Origin of the sequence: Acinetobacter brisouii CIP 110357, from assembly GCF_000488275.1 — a bacterium.
Lineage (GTDB): Bacteria > Pseudomonadota > Gammaproteobacteria > Pseudomonadales > Moraxellaceae > Acinetobacter > Acinetobacter brisouii.
Window position 1 is genome coordinate 1,541,044 of record NZ_KI530762.1, and the last position, 17,881, is coordinate 1,558,924.

General features: G+C 42.6%; 16 protein-coding genes. 8 read left to right on the forward strand and 8 right to left on the reverse strand.

Going from position 1 to position 17,881, the window contains the following annotated elements; genetic code table 11:
* Positions 1 to 209 precede the first annotated feature (209 nt).
* The gene (hcaR, locus tag P255_RS07350) at positions 210 to 1,109 is read left to right on the forward strand and encodes a DNA-binding transcriptional regulator HcaR (protein ID WP_004900863.1); all 900 of its coding nucleotides are present in this window, start codon (positions 210 to 212) and stop codon (positions 1,107 to 1,109) included.
* Positions 1,110 to 1,526: 417 nt separating this feature from the next.
* Here the strand turns inward: hcaR and P255_RS07355 are convergent, their stop codons facing one another.
* The 6 genes from P255_RS07355 to P255_RS07385 form a co-directional block, all read right to left on the reverse strand.
* Entirely contained in the window at positions 1,527 to 2,837 is a 1,311-nt protein-coding gene (locus P255_RS07355) for an OprD family outer membrane porin (protein WP_004900859.1), read from the reverse strand.
* Between the two features lie 401 nt (positions 2,838 to 3,238).
* Positions 3,239 to 4,270: a 4-hydroxy-2-oxovalerate aldolase gene (gene dmpG / locus P255_RS07360; RefSeq protein WP_004900857.1), complete on the reverse strand. Its 1,032-nt coding sequence runs from the start codon at positions 4,268 to 4,270 to the stop codon at positions 3,239 to 3,241.
* 12 nt (positions 4,271 to 4,282) lie between these two features.
* Positions 4,283 to 5,179, reverse strand: coding sequence for an acetaldehyde dehydrogenase (acetylating) (locus tag P255_RS07365; RefSeq protein ID WP_004900856.1), 897 nt, complete (start codon positions 5,177 to 5,179; stop codon positions 4,283 to 4,285).
* Between the two features lie 24 nt (positions 5,180 to 5,203).
* Positions 5,204 to 6,001, reverse strand: a complete 798-nt coding sequence (gene mhpD, locus P255_RS07370; protein WP_004900855.1) for a 2-keto-4-pentenoate hydratase — start codon at positions 5,999 to 6,001, stop codon at positions 5,204 to 5,206.
* A 1,002-nt stretch (positions 6,002 to 7,003) separates the two neighbouring features.
* Complete coding sequence (rraA, locus tag P255_RS07380) at positions 7,004 to 7,510, reverse strand: ribonuclease E activity regulator RraA (protein WP_004751805.1); 507 nt, start codon at positions 7,508 to 7,510, stop codon at positions 7,004 to 7,006.
* A complete protein-coding gene (locus P255_RS07385; RefSeq protein WP_004900853.1) occupies positions 7,507 to 8,187 on the reverse strand; it encodes a Rossmann-fold NAD(P)-binding domain-containing protein in 681 nt (226 codons plus the stop codon). Before P255_RS07385 ends, rraA begins: the two co-directional genes overlap by 4 nt.
* Positions 8,188 to 8,392: 205 nt before the next feature.
* On the opposite strand from P255_RS07385, the gene rpsT reads away from it, so the two are divergent.
* Positions 8,393 to 8,659, forward strand: a complete 267-nt coding sequence (gene rpsT / locus P255_RS07390; RefSeq protein WP_004900852.1) for a 30S ribosomal protein S20 — start codon at positions 8,393 to 8,395, stop codon at positions 8,657 to 8,659.
* 45 nt (positions 8,660 to 8,704) lie between these two features.
* Here rpsT and P255_RS07395 read toward each other — a convergent pair whose 3' ends face one another.
* Together P255_RS07395 and P255_RS07400 are read right to left on the reverse strand one after the other, a co-directional pair.
* Positions 8,705 to 9,448 carry a histidine phosphatase family protein gene (locus P255_RS07395; RefSeq protein ID WP_004900850.1) on the reverse strand — a complete coding sequence of 248 codons (744 nt, stop codon included), beginning with the start codon at positions 9,446 to 9,448 and terminating at the stop codon, positions 8,705 to 8,707.
* 58 nt (positions 9,449 to 9,506) lie between these two features.
* The gene (locus P255_RS07400; RefSeq protein WP_004900849.1) at positions 9,507 to 10,358 is read right to left on the reverse strand and encodes a 3'(2'),5'-bisphosphate nucleotidase CysQ family protein; all 852 of its coding nucleotides are present in this window, start codon (positions 10,356 to 10,358) and stop codon (positions 9,507 to 9,509) included.
* A gap of 324 nt (positions 10,359 to 10,682) precedes the next feature.
* Here P255_RS07400 and purU point away from each other — a divergent pair, with 324 nt between their 5' ends.
* The 6 genes from purU to P255_RS07430 are packed head-to-tail and all read left to right on the forward strand — an operon-like array spanning position 10,683 to position 17,614.
* Entirely contained in the window at positions 10,683 to 11,552 is an 870-nt protein-coding gene (purU, locus tag P255_RS07405) for a formyltetrahydrofolate deformylase (RefSeq protein WP_004900847.1), read from the forward strand.
* Positions 11,549 to 12,457 (forward strand): bifunctional methylenetetrahydrofolate dehydrogenase/methenyltetrahydrofolate cyclohydrolase FolD, encoded by a 909-nt coding sequence (gene folD, locus P255_RS07410; RefSeq protein ID WP_004900845.1) that lies wholly within the window; start codon positions 11,549 to 11,551, stop codon positions 12,455 to 12,457. The genes purU and folD overlap by 4 nt, the downstream gene beginning before the upstream one ends.
* 27 nt (positions 12,458 to 12,484) lie before the next feature.
* Complete coding sequence (locus P255_RS07415; protein WP_004900843.1) at positions 12,485 to 13,723, forward strand: FAD-dependent oxidoreductase; 1,239 nt, start codon at positions 12,485 to 12,487, stop codon at positions 13,721 to 13,723.
* An 11-nt stretch (positions 13,724 to 13,734) separates the two neighbouring features.
* Positions 13,735 to 14,052 (forward strand): sarcosine oxidase subunit delta, encoded by a 318-nt coding sequence (locus P255_RS07420; RefSeq protein ID WP_004900841.1) that lies wholly within the window; start codon positions 13,735 to 13,737, stop codon positions 14,050 to 14,052.
* Positions 14,049 to 16,949 carry a glycine cleavage T C-terminal barrel domain-containing protein gene (locus P255_RS07425; RefSeq protein ID WP_004900839.1) on the forward strand — a complete coding sequence of 967 codons (2,901 nt, stop codon included), beginning with the start codon at positions 14,049 to 14,051 and terminating at the stop codon, positions 16,947 to 16,949. The genes P255_RS07420 and P255_RS07425 overlap by 4 nt, the downstream gene beginning before the upstream one ends.
* Positions 16,949 to 17,614 (forward strand): sarcosine oxidase subunit gamma, encoded by a 666-nt coding sequence (locus P255_RS07430; protein WP_004900838.1) that lies wholly within the window; start codon positions 16,949 to 16,951, stop codon positions 17,612 to 17,614. The genes P255_RS07425 and P255_RS07430 overlap by 1 nt, the downstream gene beginning before the upstream one ends.
* Positions 17,615 to 17,881 lie beyond the last annotated feature (267 nt).

Below are 17,881 nucleotides of genomic sequence, written 5' to 3' on the forward strand. Positions count from 1 at the left end.
TAATGATTTTTTAAGACATATAAGTGAAATATTTTATAAGTTTTATTTTAGATATTTTATGAATAATTCTTTATTCTTTTTTATACTAAATTATAGCCAACTTTTTTAATACACTTTTTTTTGCTACTGAAATGGATTTTTGCTTGGTTTAGGTATTTATACCAACAGATTGACTGAAATAAACGAGCATTTTTAGGATTATTGCCATTATGGAATTACGTCATCTTCGCTATTTTATTATGGTTGCAGAAGAGCTGAACTTTAGTAAAGCTGCACTCAAGTTATATACAGCTCAACCTTCTTTAAGCCAGCAAATTAAAGACCTCGAAGAATATGTCGGGGTAAAGCTGCTGCATAGAACCAAGCGTAAAGTTGAGTTAACCGAAGAAGGAAAAGTTTTTTTAGAACGGGCAAAAATTACCTTAGCCGAGGCAGACAAGGCTGTCACCATGGCTCGACAAGTCGCAAAATCAAAAAAGCACCTCCTCACGATTGGCTTTGTGCCTGTTGCAGAGATGAAAGTATTTCCTTATGTTTTACCAAACCTTAGAGTACAAAATCCTGATTTAAAAATTGAATTATTGAGCATGAACAATACCAACCAAATTGATGCGCTCAAGAAAGGAGAATTAGACGTTGCTTTTATACGAGAGAATCTGAATAACGATGAAATTCAAAGTCAGTTTGTGTTGCGTGAACCTCTGATCTTTCTATTGCATAAAGATCATCCGTTAGCCAAATATGACCGTATTCCAGTAAAAGCATTGAATGGTATTGATTTTATTATTCCTGCTGTTGAACAATCTGCAGTTCTGCACCATACGATTTTAGAATTCGCACAAGCCCATAATATTAAATTTAATATTGTACAAAAAGCGGATAATATTCTCTTTAATATTAATTCAATTGGCATGGGCTTGGGCTGTGCAATTTTACCAGCTTATATTGAACCATTGACGGTCAATAACACCGTAATTCGCCCTTTAGAAGTTGAATTACCTTATCTGGATTTATTTGTAAGTTACCGAAAAGAATCCGAATCTTTGGGCATCAAGAAACTTATTGAGCTACTCAATAAAGTTTTTTACCTCAATATTAATCGAGACTAAAGTTGATAGTTATAGATTTTAGATAGTATTTCGATCATATTTATAGACCTAAGTATAAGAAGAAGGATGTATATCATCCTTTTTCTTTTTTTACAGAATAGGCTTTTTCATCATGGATGAAACCTTTTTTATTTTGTCCACGAGCAAAATTGAAATATATACCCATAAAGTACAAGAGAAATATGATGAGCTAGTGAAAGGAATAACTTAAATTTAAGCTTTATATGTGATCAAATTATTAAATTTCTTTCATAAGTACTTTTTATTTTTCCCTATGGGAGAAAAATAAAGAGAGTATCGGCAATTATGAAAGAAATCTATTAAATAAGAGTTAATAGAAATAATAAAAAAGCAATGGCTCTGTAAAGCCATTGCTGGTTAGAGTAACTGTAAAAAGCATTACAGTTACCCTAAAAATTAGAATTTATAGGTATAAGTTGTCGCAATTCGGTTTTCTTTCAAACTGCTGATCTGTCCCTGTACATTATGCCAATCGACATTAATATACATCCATTCGAAACCTAGACCTTTAAATTTACCTTCAGGCACAACGTAGTTTAAAATGAAGTTAAACTCATCCTCTGTTCCTCGACCTGATTTCACACCATTACTTTCATAATGTGAATCAATATTCCAGCCACCCCAATATTTGGCAGTTGCTTTTAAGCCATTGATTCCCCAGCCAGCAAAATTATAACTATAAGTCATCCCGAATGATTGTTCGTCTTTACGAACAAAACTTGCGACACCCCAGTTATCCAAATACGGCTGTGGTACCCAACCCGCTAATGTTGGGAAATATGGCGCACCAGTTGCAGCACTTGGATTAGATCCTTGTTTACCAAACATTTGCTGATAACCTAAACCAATCGTCTGATTCTTATAGGTAAATGTCGTTCCTAAAGATAAAGCCTGGTTATCAATTTTTCCATACAGAGCATCCCCTGACTGGCGATTATCAAAAAAACGGATATGGGTATCTAATTTGGTATCCTTGTTTAAGTTTTCTTTATAACTTAAGCCCAAATAGTTTTGTTGATAGATATTATCGACATCTGCATAAAAATAAGAACCTTGTACATTCTGGTTAAATCTATAATCAACCCCAGCAATATACATTCCATTGACTTTGCTATCTTTAGACAGATTTTTTGGCCATAAACCTAAATCCATAGGCTGGTTTTCATAACGCGCATTTATGCTTTTGATATAACCCAAAGTAACTTTGGTGTTTTTAATATCTTTGGATTCTAACCAAGCACCATTATAAGTCGTTAAAAGTTGTCTAGATGGATCATAAACCAATACAGGCGTAACAGGGAGTAACTCACCGACACGAATTTCAGTCTGTGCAACTTGCGCTTTTAATGTCACACCAATATGACCAAACTCACGAGCCTGTTTCCCTGTTCCTGGCTTTCCTTCATAAGGTAAAACCCAGTCTGGATTACGATCTCGTCCATCTAAACGTACTGCATATTGTGCTAAAAGATCAGCACCAACTTTCACCATACCTAAATCAGCATAGCCTGATTTTGTATCTAAAGTCACACCCTGCGACCAACTACCCCAGTTTTTACTTGATGCAGTATCATATTGCCGATCTAAATAAAAATTTTTCAATTTGAGCTGAGTTTGACTATCCTCAAGAAAATCAGCAAACGTCTGAGGACTGGTAATTCCAACACTTGTACCAACAAAAGCCATCCATAAAGCATAACAACGCATTGTCTACTTCCTAACCGAACAATGTAATGAGCGGGCTATAATGTAGAACATGTCAAAGATCGAATATCAGACAACAGTAGTAAACTTTCCGTTGATTTTATTCTAGACAATTCGATAATTTATACTTTTATATTTAGAAAATATAAATGAACAATAACACCAAGTAGGTGTTTACACTTAATAAAAATAAGTTATTGTTTTATATTAATTTTTATTTAATAAGAATAGAAATAAATCTTATTTAATTGATTTTTTATGTCAATATAAAAATAGCTATTTCAGGATTTCGTTTTTATTAATAGCTAAAACCTTTCATATTATTGTTAATAACTCTCTTTCCATCAAAAAAAGCACCCTAAAAAGGATGCTTTTTTTGAATCAACAGGTTCGTTTTTTGGTGTTTAACCGACTTTAGCCATATCCTGCGCAGCAGACTTAGACATAGTTAAGGCCAGATCTTCGATCATATCTTCCTGACCACCGACAGTGCCACGACGTCCCAACTCAAGCAGGATTTCACGTGCAGAAACACCATATTTAGCTTCAGCGCGTTTGGCAAACAGCAAGAATGATGAATACACACCTGCATAACCCAAAGTTGCTGCATCACGGTCTGCACGAATCGGATGCGTCATCATCGGAATAATAATGTCTTCAGCAATATCCTGAACCTTGAACAGGTCTACCCCTGTTTCCAGTCCCATACGATTGGCCACGGCAACAAACAGTTCCAGTGGCGTATTACCCGCACCTGCACCTAAACCTGCAGAGGCCAAGTCCACACGTACTGCGCCTGCATTTACCGCAGTAATCGAGTTCGCCACACCCATACCCAAGTTATGGTGTCCATGGAAGCCGATTTCCACGTCTGCTGGCAGGTTGGCACGCAAGATACCCACACGATCTGTAACATCTTGTGGCAACAAATAACCTGCAGAGTCAGTCACATAGATACAGTTGGCACCATAAGACACCATTTTCTGTGCTTCTTCGAGCAATTTCTCTGGAGAGGCCATGTGTGCCATCATCAGGAAGCCTACGGTGTCCATACCCAGTTTACGCGCAGCGGTAATATGCTGTTCAGAGACATCGGCTTCGGTTGAATGGGTTGCAACACGAATGGTTGCAACACCCACATCATGTGCCATTTTGAGATGGTCGACCGTTCCGATACCAGGCAGTAACAGTGCAGAGACTTTGGCCTGTTTCAGATGTGGAATCACTGCTTTGAGATATTCTTCATCGCTGGCTGCTGCAAAGCCATAGTTGACCGAGTTACCGCCCAAGCCGTCACCGTGGGTGACTTCAATTAGAGGCACACCTGCGTCATCCAGTGCAGTGGCAATTTTCACCATTTGCTCAGGTGTGGTTTGATGGCGCATTGGATGCATACCATCACGTAAAGTCATATCATTAATAATAATCTTAGACATGTGGTGATCCTTTTAAGCTTCAACTGTTTCGAGTAAACGTTCTGCAAACATTTCTGCGGTACGCGCAGCAGCAGCAGTCATAATGTCAAGGTTACCCGCATATTTCGGTAGGAAGTCGCCGAGTCCCTCAACTTCAAGGAACATGGATACGCGATTGCCATCAAAGACCGGGCCGTTCACCAGTGTGTAACCTGGAACATATTTTTGAACTTCTTTGATCATGGCCTGCACAGATTTTGTAATCGCGGCCTGATCAGGTTCACCTTCCACTAAACAGTGTACGGTGTCACGCATCATTAATGGTGGCTCAGCAGGGTTGATGATAATAATCGCCTTGCCTTGTTTGGCACCCCCGACCTTTTCAATCGCACCTGCTGTGGTACGGGTAAATTCGTCGATATTTTTACGTGTACCAGGGCCAACAGATCGGGTCGATACGGTGGCAATGATTTCGCCATATGCAACAGGTTGAACACGTGAAATTGCAGCCACCATCGGAATCGTCGCCTGTCCGCCACAGGTCACCATGTTGACGTTTGGCAAGTCGCCTGCTTCAAGCAAGGTTTCCAGATTCACAGGTGGGACACAGAAAGGACCAATCGCGGCAGGCGTCAAGTCAATCATCTGTACGCCAAGTTCATTTAACTTGCGGCTGTTTTCAGCATGGACATAAGCCGAGGTCGCATCAAAAGCGATTTTGATATCATCCGCGATCACGTGTGGCAATAAACCATCAACCCCTTCAGCGGTGGTTTTCAGGCCCATTTTTTCTGCACGTGCCAAACCTTCAGAGGTTGGGTCAATTCCGACCATCCATACTGGTTCAAGAATGTCACTACGTTGAAGTTTGTAAAGCAGGTCAGTACCAATATTCCCTGGCCCAATCAATGCACATTTAATCTTTTTCATGAACAACTTCCCTAAAGAACTAGATTATTCAGCAGCAAAAGCAGCTGTTACTGAACCAAAACCTTCGATTTCAACGTGAAATTCATCACCCGGGTTCGCAACCACCATCGGTCCGAGCGCACCCGTTAAAATAATATCGCCTGCAAGCAGTGGACGACCACGACGTACCATTTCGTCTGCCAGCCAGACAGCGGCATTTAGCGGGTTAGAAAGACAGGCTTTGCCAACGCCCTGAGACACCACTTCATTGCCGCGAGTCATGGTCATTTTGCAATTTACAAGATCTAGCTGTTCGAGTTTCACAGGACGTGAACCGAGAACATAAGCTGCTGAAGAGGCATTATCAGCAACAGTATCAATCAACGAGATTTTCCAGTTTTCGATACGGCTATCCACGACTTCTATGGCAGGTAGTGCATATTCGGTTGCACGAATAATGTCTGCATAGGTGTGTTCTTTTTGGGTTAAATCCTGATTAATGATTAACGCAATTTCAGCTTCAACTTTGGGTTGAATCAATAAACCTGCAGGAATGGCTTCACCGTCGCCATAAGCCATATCGGCAAACAGCATACCAAAATCAGGCTGGTCCACGCCCAGTTGAGTTTGAACAACCTTAGACGTCAATCCAATTTTACGACCGACTAGACGGCGTCCTTCCGATAATGCACGTTGAGTATTAATCTCTTGCACTGCATAGGCAACATCCACATCCGCGCTTTCACCGCCAAGTTCAGAACGAATAGGAGTTATCGCAGCCTGTAATAATTCAGCTTGCCTTAATCTTAAGGCAACTGACTCAACTACAGCAGAATTTGACATCAACTTTTCCTTAAAAGTTAAATTTATAAAACACTTTGAGCCAAGAAAAGAAATATAAATCAATCAGTTTTGATTTATTAGACGTCTTTTTTTGCATTTCTCCCATAAAGAGAAAATGGACGATCTATTGAAATAAACCCAGCTCTAAGCGAGGATAAGAATGGAAAAAAGTCGAATAGAATACCAATACTTATTTTATTTCTTACTATAGGTTCTATGTCTAAAAATAAATCGATTATAGCCTTAGACCAATACTCAACAAATGACCACAGCATTATGATTAATCTTTAATTCTCTGAATCGCTAGATCTATTTTCTATCATCACGCATGACTGACTTATTCATTTGTAGAAAAAATTTAAATATATTTCAATAAAATATAAAATAAACCAATAAAAAAACTCAATCAAAAAGATCACTATACAGCTTTATCTAAAAGCTCTTTTTAAGCATGCATGCTTAGGCTTTGTTCGTCATATTTGATCCACCGTTTATATTTTCTCACAAAGAAAAACGGATCAATCAAAGCATTTATAATATTAAATAAACTGGAATTAAAATAGAAATCAACATGCTATCGCGGCATTTATGTTGCTTCGGTATATTGGGGTTTGAGAAATTCTTGATTACAGTGCATTTTGTTAGAGATTACTGTGCAATATAAAGATTATTCAGTATGGCGATATACTAAATAACCCTTGACAACTGAATACCATTCCAATTAAGTGCAAGACAATTCAAACAAACAGGTGAATACAACAAGCCTCATAAAGTACTTACAATTCACTAAATGGTTAAATCGAAAGTAAAGAGAATCTGTTTTAAAAAATATATAGTTAACAAAGCGCTGAAAGAAACCAATTCAAACACTCAAGTTCAAACCAATCTTACAAAATACTCAAATAAAAAAACAAGCTCAACCCATTAGGCTAAACTTGTTTTTTTTGATCTATTCGCACTGTTATGATGACAATGTTAAAAATCTCGATTTAAACTGTTCAATCAAAGCTCTACCAGTTTTTCTTCTGAAATAATAATGCCATTATTATCAGCATAAATATAATTTCCCGGAATAATAATCACGCCACCAATATGCAGCGCAATATCAATCACCCCCACGCCCTGACGGTTACTTTTTCGTGGAATCGCGGCCAAAGCATGCACGCCCAAATCTAGCTCTGCCATTGCATCAACATCACGTACACAACCATAAATCACCACGCCATTCCAGTGATTACGTACTGCAGATTCGGCAATCATATCGCCCATGAGCGCACAGCGCATAGATGCACCGCCATCCACTACCAGCACTTTGCCCGTACCATCACTGGCAAGTAATTCTTTTACACGTGAATTATCTTCATAGCATTTGACTGTGACAATTTCACCACCAAAGGTTTTACGACCACCATAGCTTTTAAAAAATTTGTTGTCCAAACTCGGACCAAGCACCTGAATATTACTGTCGGGATGATCATCCAATAAATCACAAGTTACAAATGCTGTCATATTGTGCTCCATGTTGTGTTTTGTATATCTAAGTTATTATAAATTCGAACGTGTTCGGTTTGTAGCATTGCAGCCGCGACCATAGTCTTAGCCACCTGTAATGCGGTCACAGGTTTATAGCGATAGTATCGTGGTAAAAACCGTTCTGTACAATGAAATAATTTTTGTCCCAGACCTTCAAAACTTCGCGGATGTTCACGCTCACCAATCAGTAACGATGGCCGCAATATAGAAATGGTGTCGAGGTCAAATGCCTGAACGTCACGCTCTAATTCACCTTTGACCCGATTATAGAAAAAATGAGAATCTGGCGATGCTCCCATGGCACTGATCAGCAGATAATGTATGTGCTTATTTTGTAGAAGCTCGGCAAAATGCATGTTGATGCCATAGTCAATATCATAAAAGGCTTGACGCGAACCTGCTTGCTTTAAAGTTGTGCCGAGACAACTAAAAGCATGTGTATGCTGACTGACATCTTCTTCATTCAACAGTAAAAAATCATCCAGAACCAATTGTTGAATCTTACTGTTTCCTTGGTACTGAATCTGTTCACGACGTAAGATCAGGGTGATTTTTAGGCATTCGGGAAGCTGTAGCAATTGCTGCACCAGCTGCTGACCAATCAAGCCTGTTGCTCCAATTACAATTGCACTTTGTATTTTTACTTTTTGCATGAGAAGATATTCATCTACAGCGATAATTATGTTTAGATTTTATACTTTTTTTGACTGCAAAAGTCGATCAAACCCTGATAATACTTGACTTCATAACGCTGATTCATCAAAATATCGCACTTGTTTACGGGCTGGTGAAGGCAATCTGAGTAGTTTCAGTATTGTTTCAGCCCGCCCAGACCAATCTATTTCAAGGAGTGCAAGAGTGGCAAACTCTGCTCAGGCAAAAAAACGTGCGCGTCAAAACGTTGTAGCGCGCAAACACAACGCAAGCTTGCGTTCTATGGTTCGTACTTACATCAAACGTACTTTAAGTGCAATCGCAGCTGGTGATTATGCTGTTGCTACAGAAGCTTACAAAAAAGCTGTTCCTGTAATCGACCGTATGGCTGATAAAGGCATCATCCATAAAAACAAAGCTGCTCGTCATAAGAGCCGTTTGAATGCACAAGTTAAAGCTTTAGCTAACTAATTTTGCATTATAAAAAAGCCCCAAATTTGGGGCTTTTTTATTGGTTCATGATCCGCTTTTTTGCTGGATAAATTCACGAATGGACAACTGATGAATCTTACCGCGCCAGATCCATTTCAGCACGCTATCGGCAAAGTTTTCACCTTCAAACCAGACGAATACCCCTTCCATCATTTCAGGCCAGTCACTTTTTTCTAGCTGGGTCTGATTTCGCATGACTGCAAGCATGGCTGCAATAATCGTGTCATGGCTGACCGCAAGGGTTAAACCACCACTGTGCTGTGGATGGGCATTATAAATCAGTTCCAGAACATCGACCACGCCCGTAATCGGGTGTTTCATGCCAGGTAAGGCGTTATTCACAAAACTGTTAATAAAACCCAATGCACCTTGCTGGCGAAAATACGGCGCCGCCTGCTGAATATCCAGCACAAAGCTCCCAGGTTCAACTAGCAAGCCCTGTTCAACAATTTCAATATGATGGGTATTGGCATCCTGTGTGATCTGATCTGCGCCCTGAATCATTAATGCAGCAGTATCGACACAGCGCTGAATTGGGCTAGACATACACTGTTCAATCACACGCCCTGTATTTTCAATTAAATAACAGCCCCACGCCTGCGCCAGTTCACGCCCCTCACCTGTCAACTGCAAGTCATATCCCGCCAAACCTTGTCCAGCCACAACTTCACGAACCGAGTGTCGTGTAAATAAAGTCACGGGTGTGGTGATATCAGGAAGTAAATCAATGGCCTGATACATGCTTTGAGGTAATAACTGTAAAGACATTCTTCTGGATTCAAGTGGTTACTTATCCACTATATCATGCTGCTTTTGGACTGCAATGTCATTTCGTCATTAGGCGAAGTACATTCAAGGCGATTTCCTGATATGCAGGTTGTGAAAATGCAATAAACCCATCATTGAGTAAACGGCGACGCTGATTATAAATAAACGGCTCCCCAGACAAACTGACCAAACCACCGCCAATGCTTTCGAGCAGCCCTTGCCCTGCGCTGGTGTCCCATTCTGAAGTGGGGTGAAAACGTGGATACAAATCAATTTTGCCTTCTAGCATCATACAGAATTTGTAAGCACTACCTGCCTGCGAAGTTTCAATCGCATGCTGTTGCTGCAAAATATCAATAAACTGCTGATATTCGGGTTGCTTGCTGCGATGACTCAATCCGACATGAATCGGCTCAAGTGTCTGGGTCTCAGGGATTTGATAAATATACCATTGCTGTTGCTCAGCATCGTATTTATAAGGATGCTGATCCAGATAGCCGATATAAATCAATTGCTGTGCAGGAATGGCAATTGCAGAAAATGAAGTTTTACCATTTTCGATCTGGCTAAGATTAATCGTAAACTCTGGGCGTTGATGCAAAAACTCTTTCGTGCCATCTAAAGGATCAAGTAACCAGCAACGTGACCAAGCATGCCGCTCATGGTGTTCATTTTCTTCTGATAAAAGTGGCAGCGTTGGCGTAAGTTCTTGCAATGCAGCTTCAATAAACTGATTGGCTTTCAGGTCGGCCTGCGTTACGGGTGAATCATCATGTTTGGTCTGAACATGAAATTTCTCTCCCTGACAAAAGTTCAAATATTCCTGCCGAATAATCTCACTGGCTTGCTGCAAAATCTGCACAACAGCATGCACTAATTCATCATTCGGGCGGTCGCTTGGCACAAACATGATGACTTCTCATTTTCAATGATTCTCCCATCATAGCGATTCAATATTTTAAATACAGCCGAATGTGCTGAATTTTTTCGGTTTGTTGAAAATCTCGGCACAATCTTTGCTTTATTCTTCATAAGAAAAAATATTGCACATCAATATATCTTCTACTCCTTATGAGATACCCCACAAAAGTTTCCTATCAGGAAATAAAAATTCAAAATAATACTAGACGCGGTGTTTAATTTTTTATATAAATTACCTTGAAGAAAATATTTTTCCCATGAAGAAATTAAAGGGGAATTTTCCTAAAGACCACATTGGCGAGGAAGCACCACCATGGCACACAACCAAGTTGAGCAATTTGTATTAAAAATTAGTTGTCCTGCGGCATCTGGAATTGTTGCAGCGGTTTCGGGGTATTTGGCAAGTAATGGTTGCTATATCAGTGAGATGGCACAATTTGATGATGAAACTACAGGGCATTTCTTTATGCGTGCCGTGTTCCGTTTCAATGCTGGCGTAGCTGGAGATATTGAACAGCTCAAAGCAAACTTTAATAGCGTGAGTGATGCATTTGAGATGCAAGCCACTTTTTATAATCAAAATCAGCCTGTTAAGGTTTTGATTATGGTGAGTAAGTTTGACCACTGTCTACTGAACTTGCTGTATCGCTATCACAAAGGCGAGCTAGATTTTGAAATTACTGCAATTGTTTCCAACCATTTAGATTTGCGTGCAGTTGCCGAGCGTGAAGGGATTCGCTTTATCTACTTGCCTGTCACGAAAGACAATAAAACACAGCAGGAACAAGAGCTGATCAAAATTGTCGATGAAACAGGCACTGAACTGGTCATTCTTGCACGCTATATGCAGATTTTGTCTAACGATCTGTGCAAGCAGTTATCAGGTCGTGCTATCAACATTCACCATTCATTCTTACCAGGTTTTAAAGGTGCAAAACCTTATCACCAAGCCTTTGACCGTGGCGTGAAACTGATTGGTGCAACGGCGCACTTTGTGACCAGTGACCTGGATGAAGGTCCAATCATTGAGCAAGCCGTGCAACGCGTTGACCACGCCTATATGCCTGAAGATTTGGTCTCTCTTGGTCGTGACACTGAAACCATCGCCCTGTCTAAAGCGGTGAAATACTTTGTCGAGCACCGTGTGTTCCTCAATGACAATCGTACGGTGGTGTTCAAATGAGTTTACTGAGCCAATTTACTGCATCTGAAATTACCGTGATCGATGGTAAAGCCACCGCTGCGCAGGTACTTGAAGAAGTTAAACACGATGTTGCAGCTCTGCAACAGCAAGGTATTACACCTTGCCTCGCTGTGGTTTTGGTCGGTGAAGACCCCGCAAGTCAGGTCTATGTCCGCAATAAAGTCGAAAAAGCCCTGATGGTTGGCATTCGCTCACTGGAATTTCGTTTTCCTGCCGAACTTAGCCAAACGGAACTACTTGCCAAAATTGATGAACTGAATGCTGATCAAAGCGTACATGGCATTTTGGTACAGCTTCCTTTGCCAAAACATATTGATGAAACTGCGGTTCTGGAACGGATTGACCCGAAAAAAGACGTCGATGGTTTCCACAGTGAAAATGTCGGGGGGTTAAGTCAGGGGCGTGATGTGCTTACCCCTTGCACGCCAACAGGCTGTATCCGCCTGCTGAAAGATACTTTAGGCGATTTGACTGGGCTGCACGCTGTTGTGGTTGGACGTTCCAATATTGTCGGAAAACCGATGGTAGCGTTGCTACTCAAAGAAAACTGCACCGTGACTGTGGTGCATTCAAAAAGTCAGGATTTGGCACAGCTTTGCCAGTTAGGAGACATCGTCGTAGCAGCCGTCGGACGTCCACGCATGATCAACGCATCTTATTTAAAAACCAATGCGGTAGTGATTGATGTCGGGATTAACCGCATTCAGGAAAATGGCAAAAACCGTCTGGTCGGCGATGTGGACTATGACGATGTCCTGCCGATGGTCAGTGCCATTACGCCTGTGCCTGGTGGCGTTGGCCCAATGACCATTGCCTACCTAATGAAAAATACCGTACATGCCGCACAGTTGCAGCATGCACAAGCTCATTCAACTTCCGTTTAAGTCAATGCCTAGCGCTGTGGAGGACTCATGCCATTTAGTCTACTGAAATATGGATTAAGTTCTGAATATCCTGTCGAAGTGGATTTACCTCCACCGACGACTCTGAAACCGCATTATGATGTGGTGATTATTGGTGGTGGTGGGCATGGTCTTGCGACAGCCTACTACCTGTCTAAATATCATGGTATTACCAATATTGCGGTTCTGGAAAAAGCCTATTTGGGTGGGGGCAATACTGCACGTAATACTGCCGTGATTCGCTCTAATTACCTGACCTCCGAAGGCGTAGAATTTTATGCCGAATCGGTCAAATTATTTAAAAATCTCTCTAACGAATTTGATTTCAACATTATGTATTCTGAGCGTGGGCAGCTCACACTGGCACATACTGACTCGACTGTACGAGCCTTCCGCCAACGTGCAGAAGTCAACAAACACTTCGGTGGGCGTACCGAAATGCTGGATCGCCAGCAGATTAAAGAACTCGTACCTTGTCTGAATCTTGATCCTGCTCATTTGCCTGTATTGGCTGGACTTTGGCATATTGATGGTGCAACTGCACGTCACGATGCCGTGGCTTGGGGGTATGCCAAAGAAGCCGCCAAACGCGGTGTAGAAATCCATCAACTCACTGAAGTTCAAGATCTGGTGATTGAGAACAATAAAATCAAAGCCATCAAAACCAATCGCGGTACAGTGCAATGTGGCTGTGCGGTTCAGGCGATTGCAGGGGCATCTTCGATTTTGATGGCAAAAGCCAAAATCCGCGCACCAATTCAGACTTTCCCACTCCAAGCGATGGTTTCTCAGCCATTTAAACCATTCTTAACACCTTTGGTCAGTTCATCGGCTTTGCACTGTTATGTGCAACAAACCAGTCGTGGCGAAATTGTGTTTGGTGGTGGTTCAGACCCCTATCCACTCTATAACACCCGCTCGACTTTGGATTTGAAAGAAAGCCTGCTCGCACATGCCATTGAAATGTTTCCTTTTATGGCCAATGTCAAACTCATGCGCCAATGGGCAGGCATTACCGATATGACGCCTGACTATAGTCCGATTATGGGTAAATCCCCTGTTGACAATTACTACCTCGATGCTGGCTGGGGAACTTGGGGCTTTAAAGCCACGCCAATTTGCGGCAAAACCATGGCGGAACTGGTGGCGACAGGCAAAACTCCGAGCCTAATTAAACCGTTTGCACTAGAACGTTTCAGCACCTTTCAGCAAGTCAACGAAATGGGCGCAACTGCGGCGAGCCACTAAAGGAGAATCTGATGAAAATTATGCCTTGCCCACTCAATGGTCCACGCAATATCAGTGAATTTGTCTATGGTGGCGAACTCAAAGACATGCCTGACCAGAACCACTGTAGCGACTATGAATGGGCAGATTATGTCTTTAACTGCGACAACATTGCAGGCATTGTTCGTGAATGGTGGATGCATGCTCCAAGCAGTTACTGGTTTATTGCTGAACGCAACACCATCACCGATGAAATTTTAAAAACTTATGACCCGAAAGAACTGTTTCAGCAACGGGTCGAATTTAGTGAAAGCAGCCCATCTTCAGTTCAGAAGGAGTCTATGACATGAACCGATTACCCCTCCCTTATGGGCTGTTAATCAATCGTCAACAGCCTGTTGAATTTGAATTTGACCACAGCCGTTTCCAAGGTTTTTCAGGTGACAGTATTGCCAGTGCGCTCGTTGCAAATCAGCGCTGGATTATGTCACGCTCATTTAAATACCATCGTCCACGCGCACCACTGACTATGGCTGGGCAAGATGCCAACACTTTGGTGCAACTGCCTGAAGAAGCCAATGTGCTTGCCGATACCACAGCAATCAAACCGAATATGCAAGTCACTGGGCAAAACTTTTCAGGTTCACTACTGAAAGACTCGGATGCCTTTTTGGGTAAATTTTCCAAGTTTATGCCTGTCGGGTTTTACTATCGCTCATTCTACAAACCGAAAGGGGTTTGGAAAATTTGGGAACCTATCATTCGTAAAAAGGCAGGTTTGGGGATTCTAGATCTGAACTTTCAGCCTGAATATTATGACAAAGCCTATTTGTTTACCGATGTTGCCATTATTGGTGCAGGCCCTGCGGGTTTGCAGGCAGCGCTGACCGCAGCAGAGTTAGGTGCAAAAGTTCTCCTGGTCGAGCAAGAGAAAATCTTGGGAGGTAGTCTGAACTATGCACGTCTGGATGCAGCAGGCAGACAAGCAGCTGAGCTCAAACAGCGTCTGGTCAGTGCCGTTGAACAACACGCACAGATTACCGTACTGACTGAAGCGACCTGTAATGCATGGTTTACCGACCACTATTTGCCGATTATTCAAGGCAAACGCATGTACAAAGTCCGTGCAGCGCAATGTATTGTGGCGAGCGGCAGCTTCGATCAACCCGTGATTTTCCGTAACAATGACCTGCCTGGTGTCATTCTGTCTAGCGCAGCACAGCGCCTGATGAAACTCTATGCAGTGAAACCTGCGCAAACGGCAGTAGTGCTCACTGGGCATGATGATGGTTATTTGACAGCGCTGGATTTGGCTGAAGCAGGCGTGACCGTCAAAGCGGTGGTGGATATGCGCCCTATAGCATCTGATACCACTTTGTTGAGTGCGGTCAAAGCCAAAGGCATCGCCTGTCATTTGAGCAGCACTGTGTATGAAGCCTTGCACAATAGCGGCATGCAGCACCTGACTGGCGTCGATATCCGCCGCATCGTGGCCGAAGGTCAGGTCGATGCTAACGCACAGAAAATTGACTGCGATATACTGTGCATGTCAGCAGGCTACATGCCTGTGTATCAGTTGCTATGTCAGGCGGGTGGTAAGCTGAGCTACAATGATCAACAAGCGGCATTTAACATTTCAGGTTTGCCAAAAGGCTTGTCGATTACAGGTTCGGTCAATGGCATTCACCAGATTGAGCATGTTTTACAAGATGCCAGCCACATTGCCAAAGTTGCGGTTGCAGCTTTACGTGGTGAAGATGCTAGTCAAATTGCTGCACCAAACTTTAAAGAAAGCTCGATGAATTTTCCTTGGCCGATCTTTGAACATCCTAAAGGCAAGGAATTTGTCGATTTCGACGAAGATCTACAAATTCGCGATATCGTCAATGCCACAAAGAGTGGTTATCGGGATGTGCAACTGGTCAAACGCTTTTCGACTGTGGGTATGGGACCATCTCAAGGACGTCATTCTGCACTGCCAACTGCACGTTTGGTGGCGAAATCCACCCAGCGCAGTATCAGCGAAACAGGTGTGACCACTGCCCGTCCTCCGTTTACTGCCGAGAAACTGGCTCATATTGCAGGGCGCGGCTTCGATCCATTTCGCCAGACCCCAATGCATGCTCGCCACCTCGCTGCGGGCGCAAAAATGATACCTGCGGGCAACTGGCAACGCCCTGCATTTTATGGCAATCCTGAACAACGACTGCAACACATTGCCCGTGAAGTGCTCAACGTGCATCAGAATGTCGGCATCATTGATGTATCTACGCTCGGTGGTTTGGATGTCCGTGGGCCAGACAGCGCTGAGTTCTTAAACCGTTTATATACCTTCGGTTTTGCCAAACTTCCTGTTGGAAAAACCCGTTATGCGGTCATGGCAAATGAACATGGCGTGGTCATTGACGATGGTGTAGCAGCACGCCTGAGTGACAACCATTTTTATGTGACTGCAACCACCAGTGGTGTCGATCGGATTTATCAGCAAATGCTGAAATGGAATGCTCAATGGCGTCTCAGTGTCGATATTGCCAATGTCACCACGGCTCTTGCCGCACTAAATATTGCAGGCCCCAACTCACGCCAAGTCATGCAAAAAGTCTGTCAGGATGTGGATTTATCCAATGCTGCATTCCCTTATTTGGGTGTACGTACTGGCACGATTCATGGCATTCCTGTACGGATTTTACGGGTTGGTTTTGTCGGTGAACTGGGTTATGAAATCCATTTCCCTGCACGCTATGGCGAGTATATGTGGGATACCCTGATGCAGGCAGGTCAAGCATTTAACATGCAGCCATTTGGGGTGGAAAGCCAGCGTTTACTGCGTCTTGAAAAAGGTCACATTATCATTAGCCAAGACACCGATGGCATGACGCATCCACAAGAAGTGGATTTGGGCTGGGCAGTTGCACGCAAAAAACCGTGGTTTGTCGGCAAACGCTCAATTGCGATTTTGGAAGCTCAGCCGTTGAAACGCAAACTGGTGGCCTTTGAGCTGGACAAACATCAGACTCAACCGCTTGAAGGACACATCGTCCTCAATGGTGGCAAGATCACAGGCAACATTACCTCTTGTGAATACTCACCAACGCTCGACAAGATTATCGGCTTGGCCTATGTCGGCATTGAACAAAGTGAAATCGGGCAAAACTTCCCGATTCGGGTAGAACATGGCGCAATGGTACATGCCAAAGTGGTCAAAACACCATTTTATGATCCAGACAACCAACGGCAGGAGGTTTGATGATGCAAACTCTAGCAACTGAACGCAGCCCAATTGCACAGCAACCTTACAATACTTTTGGACGCAGCAAACGCGAATTTTTAAGCGAAGCAACTTCACAGGCTGAACGAAAAATTCAGCACTGTGCGGTAGTTGACCTGACCAATTTGTCACGTGTGGGTTTTCGTGGCTTGGATAGCGCAGCCTACTTACACCAGTTTGGTTTTAGTCTGCCTGAACGTCCAAACCATGCCTTGGCACAGGTCGATGGCAGCTGGATTGCCCGCCTGTCGATGACAGAATATTTAGTTTTAGGCAGCCTGCATGATTTTGGTGAACGAATTACCCAGCTTGAAAATGACTGGCAACCCGATGAGCAATATGCCAACTATTTACTACGACGTCAGGACAGTCACGCATGGATACAACTGACAGGTCAGTTCAATAGCGAAATTATGGCAAAACTCTGTGCGGTTGATTTATCGCCTGAAGTCTTTCCAGTAGGCAAAGTGGCACAAACCTCGGTGGCACGGATTAATGCAATCGTGATCAATGTCAGTGATCTACAAACGCAAAAACTGAATATTCTCTGTGACCGTGCCGCGGTGCTGTATTTGTGGCAAGTCCTGCAAGATGCCATTTCAGAATTCGGCGGCGAGATAAGCGGCATTGAAGGCTTAATTTAAATTACCCTGAATTGAATAATGATTTTTCTGCAAAATTGGATCAATCAAAATGTCATCTGCAACTGTCCGAGCCAAATCAATATTTGTAAGATGCTATTTTGCAGATTTTTTGATTAACAAGAATCTTGGACGGGTTTTGCAGTAAGCAGCATCGCTGCGCAAGTAAGTTGCACTTGCGTAGCGATGCTTTTCAGGTGAACCCTGAGCAAGATTGAAATGTATTTCAATCAAAGCGCAACACACCGTGGGTTAATCCAGACATAAAAG